Genomic DNA, 9,426 nt, shown 5'->3' with positions numbered 1-9,426 from the left:
TGCCGCCCGCCCGGCCGCTGGCCGTCGATGTGCGCGGCGCCCTGCGCGCCCGGCGCTCCAGCTTCGGCCGGTTCGACGCCCGGAAGCCGGTCACCGCCGACCAGTTGGCCGCCTGCCTGGCGGCCGCGGCGGCCGGTTCGCGGCTCGGCGGGGACACCGGTGACGTCCGGCTGGCGAAGCTGTACGCGTTCGTCGGCCATGTGGAGGGGATCGCACCCGGCTCGTACGCCTACGACCCCGAGGCGCGGAGCCTGCGGCGGATCAGGGAGGGCCGGCCGGGGGAGTTCCTCCAGAAGAACTACTTCCTCGCCAACTACAACCTGGAGCAGGCCGGAGCGGTCCTGGTGCCGACCGTCCGCACCACCGCCGTCCTCGACGCGGTCGGGGACCGGGGGTACCGGCTGGCCAACGCCACCATCGGGGCCGTCGCCCAGACCGTCTACACCGCCGCCGCGGCCGTGGACCTCGGCTGCGGGGTCGCCCTCGGCTTCGACAACATCTCCTACATCGAGGAGCTGGGGCTCGAAGGGACGGGCGAGGCACCCCTGCTGATCATGATGATCGGCAACGAACGCCCCGCCCCCGCCGACTTCCGCTACGAGATCGCCTGACCGGGGGCCGACAATGACCGACACCGCCAATTCTCCGTCGCCCGGACGAGCGCCGACGATGACCGACACCGCGAACTCTCCGTCGCCCGGACGAGCGCCGACGATGACCGGCACCGCCGACTCCGCCGCCGGCCGGCCCGCGTTCATGCTGCGCGTCGCCGGACTCCCCGTCGACGACGTCCGGGCCCTGCGCTGCCCGGACAGCCGCCGCTGGGCCGACGACGTCCTCGACACCACCGAACAGCTGGCGCTGCTGGCCGGGAAGGCCGCGGACCAGCTGCACGGGCTGATCGGCGGCAGCGACGACGAACCGCTGCGCCGCGCCCTGCTGAAACTGCGCCGCGACGTCTTCAACAACCGGCTGCCGGACCCCTCGGCCGCCGAGGACGCCCTCGCCCGGGTGCGCGTCCTCGACCCGGCCGCCGCCCGGGACCTCGCCGACTGGCTGACCGGCCGGCGCGCCCTGGACGGGAAGCGGGGTGCGGGGGCCGGTCTGCTGGCCGCCGAGACGGACCGCAGCCGTGCCGAGCTGGCCCGGATCGCCGGTCACGAGCGGCTGCGCAAGGGGCTGCTGCTCGCCTCGCCGACCCTCGACGCCCAGCTCGACGCCTACCGGCACAGGGCGTCCCCGGCCGGGGTGCGGCCGGACCGGAAGCAGCGCAAGATCGAACGCTCGCTGCTCTCCTACGTCTACCGGACCGCCTGCAAGACCAGCCCGTTCTCCACCTTCACCGGCGTCGCCCCCGGGGTGTTCGGCGGTTTTGACGGGCTGCGCGTACGGGTCGGGGAGGAGTGGCGGACGCAGGTCCGGCTCAACGTCGTGGCGCTGGGCCGGCTCGCCGACGCGGTGATCGCCGACCCGGTCCGCCGGGCCGATCTGCCCCTCGCCCTCGCCTCCGGCTGGGGGCGCGACGACGACCGGGTCCGCTACGTCCGGCGGTGGGTCACCGCGGGCGACGACGACACCGCCGTCACCTTCGACGCGGTGAAGGACCGGCTGTTCTTCCTGCGCCGCAGCGGCACCCTGGAGCGGCTGCTCGGCCTGTTCGAGGAGCGCGGCACCCTCCGCTACGGCGAGCTGGCGGCCTGGCTGGAGGAGGACCGGGGAGCGGCCCGCGAGGAGTGCGAGCAGTACCTCGGGGCGCTGCTGGACGTCGGCATGGTCCAGGTGCCGTGCCTGCGGACCGAGGTCCACGACACCGACCCGCTCCGCGCCTTCCAGGACGCGCTGCGTGGCCTGGACCGCCCCTGGGCCGACCGGCTCGCGGACCGGCTGGAGGAGCCCGCCGCCCACGCCGCCCGCTTCGCCGACGCGGCCCCGGACGAGCGGCGCGCCCTGCTGGAATCCGTACGGGCCGGGCTGCGGGCGGTCCAGGAGGAGGAGCTCGGGGCCGAGCGCGCGAAGGTCCCGCAGACCCTGCTGTACGAGGACGCGGCGGCGGGCTCTCCCCGGGCGGCGGACCCCGGAGTGATGCTGGACCCGGACGCCTGGGGTGAGCTGGCCGCCGGTCCGCTGGCGGCGGTGGAGCGGGTGCTGCCCGCGTTCGACCTCACCCTCCCGCAGCGGATCACCTTCCAGGGCTTCTTCCTCGCCCGCTACGGACACGGCGGGCGGTGCGACGACCTGCTGAAGCTGGTCCACGACTTCCACGAGGACTTCTTCGACCAGTACATGACGTTCACCGCCTCCCGCACCCCGTACGACGCCGACGGCACCTACGTCCCCGAGGTCAACTGGCTCGGCCTGGACCGGCTGCGCGCCCTCGACACCGCCCGCCGCGCGTTCACGGCCCGGATGGCCGGACTGTGGGAGGCGGCGGAACCGGGGGCGGCCGAAGTGCGGCTCGACGAGGCCTTCCTGGCTGCGGTGACCGATGAACTGGGCGGTCTGGAAGCGGACTTCGCGCCGATGAGCCACCACGTCCAGATCGCCGACCGGCCCGGCGACCCGCTCGTCGTCCTGAACCGGTCCTACGGCGGGGTGTCGTTCTCGTTCACCCGGTTCACCCAGCTCTTCGACGGCCTCGGCGAACGGCTCCTCGCGGACACCGACGCCCTCGTGCCCGAGGGCGCGGTCCTCGCCGAGGTCACCGGCGGCCCGGTCACCAGCAACCTCAACCTGCACGGCCGGCTCACCCCGTACGAGATCGTCTGCCCAGGCGAACGGGGCACGCTGGAGCCGGAGTTCAGGATCTCGCTGGAGGACCTGTATCTCGTGCACGACCCCGGGGCCGACCGGCTCGTCCTGCGCTCGGCCCGCCTGGACCGCGAGGTGATCCCCGTCTACCTCGGCTACCTCGTCCCCCTCGCCCTGCCCGAACTGCCCCGCACCCTGCTGCTCCTCTCCCCGACCTCGATGGCTCCGCTCAACGTGTGGGCGGGCGTCCCCGAGGGCGAGCCGCGGGGCGGGGTCACCGGGCGGCCCCGGGTGCGGCACGGCTCGCTCGTCGTGAGCCGGCGCAGCTGGAGCGCCCCGGCCGCCGTCCTGCCCCTGCACCGGCCGGGCACCCCGGAGGACGGCTGGTTCCTGGGCTGGCACGCGTTCCGGCGTACCCACGGCCTGCCCGACCGGGTCTTCGCGACCGTGTCGGACACCGGCGCCCGGGGCGCGACCGGCGCGAAGCCGCAGTACCTCGACTTCGACAGCACCCTGTCCCTGTCCGCCTTCGAGGCGCTCGTCAAGTCCCCCGAGGCCCGGGTGGTGTTCCGGGAGATGCTGCCGGACCAGGACGCGCTGCCCACCGTCAGTGGCCACGGCCGCCATGTCGCCGAACTGGCCGTGGAGACGGCCGTACCCGTCCACAGGAGGACCACCTCATGACACCCCCCACCGCACCGGCCGCGACCACCACCGGGGACTGGCAGGCCACCCACGTCTTCTACGCCGCCAACCCCCGCCCCTTCCTCCTGAACTGCGTCCGCCCGCTGGTCGCGGAGCTGGAGGCGGACGGGCTGCTCGCCGGGTACTTCTTCATCAACTACTGGCTGGAGGGCCCTCACGTACGGCTGCGCCTGAAGCCGTCCACGCCCGATGCCGAGCCGGAAGTGGCCCGCCGCGCCGAGCGGGCCGTGGACGCGTTCCTGGCCGAGCGGCCCGCGCTGTACGAGGTCGACTCCGGGTTCCTCAACGACTTCTACAACACCCTCTTCGAGATCGAGTTCCCCGGCAGCGAGCGCGGGCACTACACCGACGACCGGGGCCGGATGAACCTGCGCCCCAACAACTCCCGCCACCGTGAGCGTTACGAACCGGAGTTCGGGAAGTACGGCGGGCCCGCCGGGATCGAGCTGGCCGAGTGGCACTTCCGGCACTCCAGCGACCTGGTGATCGACGCCCTCGCCACCAAGAACCTGCACCTGCGCACGGTCCTGCTGGGCACCGCCGCCCAGCTGATGATGGTGATGTCCTCGGCCTTCCTTCCCGGGCGGGACGAGCTGACCGCATACCTGGACAGCTACTACGAGTTCTGGCACCGCGCGTTCCCCGGCACCGGCTTCATCGGCACCGACGAGTACGACCGCAACTACGCCCGTACGGCGGACGGGCTGCGGGACCGGTTCGCCCGGGTCCGGGCCGCCACCGCACCGCCCGGGAGCGCCCGCTCGCTCCCCGGGTCGCTGGCCGGCTGGGCCGAGCACTGCGCCGAACTGCGCGACCGGGCGCGGAAGCTGGCCGTGGACGGGGACCTGGTCTTCCGGTCCTGGGACGGCGAGCGGGACGAGCGGGTCACCGACCCGGCCGTGGCGTTGCCGCTGCTGCTGTCCCCGTACATGCACATGACCAACAACCGGCTGCACGTCACCATCCGCGACGAGGCGTATCTCAGCCATGTTCTGGGCCGGGTCCTCAAGGAGTCCGCATGAGCGCATCCGGGGCGCTCGCCGCCTACCGCCCCGAGCTGCGGCCCCGCGTCCTGCTCAGCGACCCGCTGCTGGACGGCGCCGCCACCGTCCACCTGATCAAGGACGCCGAGACCGGCAACTCCTTCAAGGTCGGGGCCAAGGAGCACTTCCTCATCGCGCGGATGGACGGGGAGCGGAGCCTCGGGGAGATCGGTGAGGAGTACGCGGGGGAGTACGGGCGACGGCTGGCGGACGCGCACTGGCAGCAGATCCTGGCGATGCTCGGGACGAAGGGGCTGCTGGCCGGGGCCCCCGCGCGGGATCCCGTCCGGGCCGCCGCGCAGGTCGCCCCCGCGCCCACGGCTGAACGCCGCACCCTCCTGCGCGGCACCCTCCCCCTGGTGGCCGACGCCGACGCCACCACCGCCCGCCTCCACCGGGCCCTCGGCTTCCTGCTCGCGCCCTGGGCGATGGTGCCGCTGCTGGCGCTGATCCTCGCGATGGAGGCGGTGGTCCTCGCCCGTTCCGGCGAACTGCTCATTGCGGTGCGGGAGTTGTTCGCCAACCCGGTCCTGCTGACCGGCACGGCGGCCCTGCTCTGGCTGAGCACCGCCCTCCACGAGCTGGCGCACGGTGTGGTGGCCCGGCACTACGGCGGGCGGGTGGCCGAGATCGGGCTGCGATGGCGGCTGCCTGCCGTCATCATGTACTGCACGGTCGACAACTACCAGTATTTCGGCACTCGTCGGCAGCGCATCGCCACGGCCGCCGCCGGTGCGGTGATGAATCTGGTCTTCCTGCTCCCGTTCTGCGCGCTGTGGCTGTTCGCCCCGCTCGACGACGCCACGCACGAGGCGTTCGCCGCCCTGCTGCTCCTCGGCAGCGTCCAGGCGTTCGCGATGCTCGTGCCGCTGCCGCCGCTGGACGGCTACAGAATCGCGGGCCAACTGGCGGGGGCCACCGGCCTCGCCGCCTCGGCCGGCGCCTACCTGCGGCTCGCCCTGCGCCGCTCCCCGGAAGCGGCCGCCTACCCGCGCCGGGCCCGTATCGCCTATCCCGCCTATGTGTCGGTCACCGTGCTTGTTCTCGCCGGTGTCGTCGCGGCGGCCGTCGCGGGCGTCCACCATCTGCTGACGGCCTGAAGTTCCGCCCCGAGGACCGACGTTCCACCCCAAGGAGAGTTCCATGACGCCCACCGCCCCCCGCACCCCCCAGGACCCCCCGGCGGGACGGTCCGCCGGGCCCGCCGTCGCCCTGGCCGACGTCCACAAGACGTACGGCTCCACCCGGGCCGTCGACGGGGTCTCGCTGACCGTCGGGCGCGGGGAGTTCTTCGGGCTGCTCGGGCCCAACGGGGCGGGCAAGACGACGCTCGTCGAGATCATGGAGGGCCAGCGGCGGGCCGACTCCGGGACGGTGGCGGTCCTGGGGGAGAGCCCCTGGCCGCGCAACACCGCCCTGCTGCCCCGGCTCGGCGTGCAGACCCAGGCCTCCGCGTTCTTCGTCCGGCTGACCGCCCGCGAACACCTGGCCACCATGGCCGCCCTCTACCGCTGCGACGCGGCCGCCGCCGAACGCGCGCTCGCCTCCGTCGGTCTCACCGAACAGGGCGACACCCGGGTGGACGACCTCTCCGGCGGCCAGCGGCAGCGGCTCGCCATCGCCTCCGCCCTGGTCCACGAGCCCGAACTGATCTTCCTGGACGAGCCGACCGCCGCCCTCGACCCGCAGGCCCGCCGCTCGCTGTGGCAGGTCCTGCGCGACCTCAAGGGCCAGGGCCGCACCATCGTCTACACCACGCACCACCTGGACGAGGCCGAGGCGCTCTGCGACCGGGTCGCCATCATGGTCGCGGGCCGGGTCGCCGCGCTGGACAGCCCCGGCCGGCTGATCGCCGCGTCCAGCCCGACCACCCGGCTGCTGGTCCCGGCCGACCGCCTCACACCCGACCGGGCCCGCGCCATCGAGGGCGTGGACCGGGTGACCGAGGAGGGCGGCTCGATCGTGCTGGAGACCCTCGCCGCGGGCCGGGTCCTGGCCGCCGTCGACGCGATCGCGGGGCTCCAGGGCGTACAGACCAGGACGGCGAGCCTGGAGGACGTGTACCTGGACCTGACCGGCACCGGGGCCGGTGCCCCGCAGCCGTGACCCCGGACGATCCGCCCTCCCCCTCCCCCCGCACACGTGCAGCGATCCAGTGATACGGAGACCCCCGATGAGCGCCTACGCCGCGCTGAGCCAGGCCGGATACCGGGCCTACACCCGTGACCGCACCACCCTCTTCTTCACCTTCGCCTTCCCGCTGATCTTCCTGGTGGTCTTCGGGCTGATCTTCCACGGCCAGACGGTCGAGGAGAGCGGCAAGCCCTACATCAACTACATCGCCCCCGGAGTGCTGTCCTGGGGCGTCGGCAACGCCGCCGTCTTCGGCGTCGGGTTCGTCCTCATGCAGTGGCGGCGCGACGACATCCTCCGGCTGATCCGGATGACGCCCACGCCCGTCTCCGCCGTCCTCGCCTCCCGTTACGTCCTGGCGCTCGGCATCGGAGCCGTCCAGGCGGTCCTCTTCGTCGCCGTGGCCCTGCTCCCCTCCTTCGGGCTCCAGCTGGACGGCCGCTGGCCGCTCGCCCTGCCGGTGCTGGTGCTCGGCATCACCGCGTTCCTCGCGCTCGGCGTCATCGTCGGCAGCTACGCGAAGACCCCCGAAGCGGTCGCCGCCGTCGCCAACTGCCTGATGATTCCCATGGCGTTCCTGTCCGGCTCGTTCTTCCCGCTGGACGCCATGCCCGGCTGGATGCAGAGCCTCTCCCGCGTCCTGCCCCTGCGGTACCTCAACGACGGGGTCTCCGGAGCGCTGACCGGCGGCGGCACCCCGAAGGACATCGGCGTCGCCTGCGCCGTCCTCGCCGGATTCGCCCTCGTCCTCGGCGCGGTGGCGCTGAGGACCTTCCGCTGGAGCGACAAGTCATGACGACGACGGCCCCCGCCCCGACCCCCCTGGAAGCGGCGCGCACCCGCCTCCAGTCCGGGCTGACCGCCCGCCACACCCGTTCCCCTTCCCCCGACGGTCTGCCCGCGCCCTACGCCGTGCCGCTCGGGGCCGCCGACGTCCTCGGCTTCGGCCGCCCCGACCCGTACGCCCACACCCGGCCCGCCGCCAACGTGCAGCTGACCTCCCGGGCCGTCCTCATCGGCCCCTGGGGCGGCGGCCCCGACGCCTCCGCCTGCGGCCAGTGCCTCGCGATGCGCTGGCAGCGGCTGCGCAGCCGGTCGGAACGCGAGGCGCTGGAGCTGGGGCACCAGCCGCACGGGGCCGTGCACTGGCCGGTGCTCACGGAGTACGCGGTGGACGCGGTCTGGGCCACCTACGAGGCTGTCGTCCGGGGAACGGCCACCCGCTCCGACGCCACCCCCGCCGACCGGGCGCTGCCCCAGGTCACCCGCGTCGACCTGGTCACCCTCGCCACGGCCACCTTCCCGCTGCTGCCCGAACCGCTGTGCCCCGCCTGCGTGCACGAGGTCCCGGACACGGCACAGGCCGCCCGCATGGAACTCCGCCCCACCCCCAAACCGGACCCCGACGGCTACCGGATCCGCTCCCTGGACTCCTACCCGCTGCCGACCGCCGCCCTCGCCAACCCGGTCTGCGGCGCGCTCGGCTCCGACACCTGGATCAACCCCGCCTCCACCACCACCGCCCCGGTCGCCGGCACCCACTTCGTCCGGGGCTACGCCGGGCTGAACGACGTCACCTGGAGCGGCCAGGCCAACCGGTACGCCACCAGCCGCACCCTCGCCCACCTGGAGGGCCTGGAGCGGTACGCGGGCACCCACCGCCGACGCGGCACATCGCCGGTGGCCGACAGCTACCGCAACCTCTCCGGCCAGGCCCTGAACCCCGCCGACTGCGGCTTCTACCCCCCGCAGACGTACGCCACCGACCCCCTGGTCAGCCCCTTCGACCCGGACCGGGCGATCCCCTGGGTCTGGGGCCACTCCCTGCGCGACGACGCCCCGATCCTCGTCCCGGTCCGGCTCGCCCACTACAGCGCGGGCGTCGAGGCCGACAACTTCGTCTTCGAGTGCTCCAACGGCTGTGCCACCGGGAGCAGTCCGGAGGAAGCCATCCTCTTCGGGCTCCTCGAACTCGTCGAGCGGGACGCCTTCCTCCTCGCCTGGTACGGCCGCGCCCGCCTCACCGCGATCGACCTCACCACCGCGACCACCCCCGCCGTCCGCTCGATGATCGACCGGGCCGCCCTGCACGGCTACGACGTGCACGCCTTCGACACGCGGATGGATCTGGCAGTCCCCGTCGTCACCGCGCTCGCCGTGCGCCGGGACGGCGGCCACGGCACGCTGTCCTTCAGCGCGGCGGCGGGCTTCGACCCGGCGGACACGGTGGAGGCGGCCCTGTCCGAAGTCCTCACCTACATCCCGCACCTGCCCTACCAGGTCGCCGAACGCCGGGCCGAACTGGAGGCGATGGAAAGGGACTTCAGCAAGGTCCTGCACCTCAAGGACCACGCCCAGCTCTACGGGCTGCCGTCCATGGCCCGGCATGCCGCCGAATACCTGGAACCGGCCGCCGTCCTCCCGCTGGAGGAGACGTTCGCCGACTGGCAGCCGCTGCGCCCCCGCACCGGCGACCTGCTGGACGATCTGCGGCTGCTGCGCGACCGGTTGACGGGAGCGGGGTACGACGTCATCGCCGTCGACCAGACGACGCCGGAGCAGCACCGGATGGGCCTGCACACCGTCTCGGCCATCGTCCCCGGGCTGCTGCCGCTGGACTTCGGCTGGGGCAGACAGCGGGCGCTGGCCATGCCCCGGCTGCGGACCGCGCTGCGGGCGGCGGGGCGGCGGGCCGACGACCTCCCGGAGGCGGAGATCAAGGCCGCCCCGCACCCGTTCCCGTGACCGGGCCCGCGTGGCACGTGCCGCGGGCCCGGCACGTGCGCCGGCCCCCTCC

The 9,426-nt window shown here is 73.7% G+C and carries 7 protein-coding genes; all 7 read left to right on the top strand.

Features of this window, described 5'->3' with window-relative positions; translation table 11 throughout:
• Positions 1 to 611: nitroreductase family protein (locus tag B9S58_RS07990; protein WP_181009230.1), on the top strand; the 611-nt coding region annotated here is incomplete at its 5' end.
• 103 nt (positions 612 to 714) lie between these two features.
• Positions 715 to 3,432, top strand: a complete 2,718-nt coding sequence (locus B9S58_RS07985; protein ID WP_103531414.1) for a lantibiotic dehydratase — start codon at positions 715 to 717, stop codon at positions 3,430 to 3,432.
• A complete protein-coding gene (locus B9S58_RS07980) occupies positions 3,429 to 4,475 on the top strand; it encodes a lantibiotic dehydratase C-terminal domain-containing protein (RefSeq protein WP_103531413.1) in 1,047 nt (348 codons plus the stop codon). Before B9S58_RS07985 ends, B9S58_RS07980 begins: the two co-directional genes overlap by 4 nt.
• Positions 4,472 to 5,596, top strand: a complete 1,125-nt coding sequence (locus B9S58_RS07975) for a metalloprotease (RefSeq protein ID WP_103531412.1) — start codon at positions 4,472 to 4,474, stop codon at positions 5,594 to 5,596. Before B9S58_RS07980 ends, B9S58_RS07975 begins: the two co-directional genes overlap by 4 nt.
• Before the next feature lie 43 nt (positions 5,597 to 5,639).
• The gene (locus B9S58_RS07970; RefSeq protein ID WP_103531411.1) at positions 5,640 to 6,602 is read left to right on the top strand and encodes an ABC transporter ATP-binding protein; all 963 of its coding nucleotides are present in this window, start codon (positions 5,640 to 5,642) and stop codon (positions 6,600 to 6,602) included.
• Positions 6,603 to 6,669: 67 nt separating this feature from the next.
• Positions 6,670 to 7,425, top strand: coding sequence for an ABC transporter permease (locus B9S58_RS07965; protein ID WP_103531410.1), 756 nt, complete (start codon positions 6,670 to 6,672; stop codon positions 7,423 to 7,425).
• Entirely contained in the window at positions 7,422 to 9,374 is a 1,953-nt protein-coding gene (locus tag B9S58_RS07960) for a TOMM precursor leader peptide-binding protein (protein ID WP_103531409.1), read from the top strand. Before B9S58_RS07965 ends, B9S58_RS07960 begins: the two co-directional genes overlap by 4 nt.
• Positions 9,375 to 9,426: the final 52 nt, after the last annotated feature.

The sequence above is a fragment of the Streptomyces sp. SM11 genome (assembly GCF_002910905.1).
In the GTDB taxonomy this organism is placed as follows: domain Bacteria; phylum Actinomycetota; class Actinomycetes; order Streptomycetales; family Streptomycetaceae; genus Streptomyces.
Note: the sequence above shows the minus strand (reverse complement) of the source record. Positions and strands in the feature narration are given on the sequence as shown.

Bases quoted from the DNA above. Each gene is read 5' to 3' on its own strand.
- B9S58_RS07985 (WP_103531414.1), top strand. From the start codon at position 715: ATGACCGGCACCGCCGACTCCGCCGCCGGCCGGCCCGCGTTCATGCTG.
- B9S58_RS07980 (WP_103531413.1), top strand. From the start codon at position 3,429: ATGACACCCCCCACCGCACCGGCCGCGACCACCACCGGGGACTGGCAG.
- B9S58_RS07975 (WP_103531412.1), top strand. From the start codon at position 4,472: ATGAGCGCATCCGGGGCGCTCGCCGCCTACCGCCCCGAGCTGCGGCCC.
- B9S58_RS07970 (WP_103531411.1), top strand. From the start codon at position 5,640: ATGACGCCCACCGCCCCCCGCACCCCCCAGGACCCCCCGGCGGGACGG.
- B9S58_RS07965 (WP_103531410.1), top strand. From the start codon at position 6,670: ATGAGCGCCTACGCCGCGCTGAGCCAGGCCGGATACCGGGCCTACACC.
- B9S58_RS07960 (WP_103531409.1), top strand. From the start codon at position 7,422: ATGACGACGACGGCCCCCGCCCCGACCCCCCTGGAAGCGGCGCGCACC.